This is a genomic window from Arthrobacter bambusae (genome assembly GCF_022606295.1).
Classification (GTDB): domain Bacteria; phylum Actinomycetota; class Actinomycetes; order Actinomycetales; family Micrococcaceae; genus Arthrobacter; species Arthrobacter bambusae_A.
The window spans coordinates 1-1149 of sequence record NZ_JAHHZS010000101.1 but is presented as its reverse complement, the minus strand read 5'-3'; the positions used below and the strand labels follow the sequence as shown (position 1 = coordinate 1149).

Sequence of the window (1149 nt, the reverse complement as noted above, 5' to 3'; positions counted from 1 at the left end):
GTCAGCAGAACCTGCGCCTCTACGAACGCAAGGGCTTGTTGGAACCGGGCAGGACCCTGGGCGGGACCCGCCAGTACAGCGAGGACGATCTCGTGATATTGCGGCGGATCGGTGAGCTGCTGGAATCGGGGTTGAACCTGGCGGGCATCCGGATGGTCCTTGTGTTGGAGGCCGATAACCGCCGTCTTGAGGCGGAGCTCAGATCCGCGAACGCTACACGGAACAAGGGCCGTTCTTGATGTTCCTATCCCTGGCGGAGCTTCACCAAGAAGGTGGCGACGATGCGACTGCGGCGACGTCCTGATCCAAGGCCGGATAGAGCCTCCTGGACAATCCCGGACAGTCCCATGAGAAGAGGCCCCAGGAGGAGGTTTGAGACTAATACTGACGGCAGTCGACTTTGAAGAGTTGTTTTGGCGACGCTGATCGGCTTAGCTTCGGTCCTTGTTCCCGTTGCCGCCTTGTTGGTGTGAATCGGACCGGGGGCGCTGGAGCGTGAAGGATTCGAAGGATGCGAGCTGCCCTTGGGGGCCGGTTACGTTGTAGTAGGTGATCTCCATCTTCGTTGTCCCTCCGGGTTCGGTGCCGGGGTCGATGCTGAAGGCCGCGAAACCATAGGAGTTCGCGGCATCGCGCTGTGCCGACCACGGAGCGTCTTCCTGGACGTAGACCGGTGGCAGCTTATTTGTGTGGTCGGGTGCGCCAACGCCCGTGATGACACGGCATGAGGGAGGGTTGTAGAACAACTGGTTCGACGGTACCGACGTTCCGCCCCCGCCCAGGACCATATGCACCGTCCCTTTGGTGGTATCGATGACGTCGGTGTGCGTGTCCGCCGGAATCGGAGTCAGCGTTGCGTTGGCTTGTTGGCCGCGGATCGGGTGCGAGCGTTCGTAGTGGTGCTCGTGCCCGCAGACAACCAGGTCCACTCCGTACTTGTCGAACAGCGGCACCCATTCCTGCCTTATGCCCAGATCGGCTCCGTTGAAGGACCCTGCCGTGCTGATGACAACTTGGTGCATGCAGACGACCACCCAGTCGATGTTCCTATCCGACCTTGCCGTCCTGAGTTCATTTTCGAGCCAGGTTTTCTGGGCGCCCTTCGAGTAGCCCCTGACGTAGCTGTTGCCGCCGTCCTGGTAGCAGACA

The 1149-nt window shown here is 60.7% G+C and carries 2 protein-coding genes; one reads left to right on the top strand and one right to left on the bottom strand.

All coding sequences use genetic code 11. The features are described from left to right. On the top strand, positions 1 to 239 hold a 239-nt coding region (locus tag KNN17_RS22280), incomplete at its 5' end, for a MerR family transcriptional regulator (RefSeq protein ID WP_241711102.1). Positions 240 to 431: 192 nt separating this feature from the next. On the opposite strand, the gene KNN17_RS22275 is transcribed toward KNN17_RS22280, so the two are convergent. Next, on the bottom strand, positions 432 to 1149 hold a 718-nt coding region (locus tag KNN17_RS22275), incomplete at its 5' end, for a metallophosphoesterase (protein WP_241711101.1).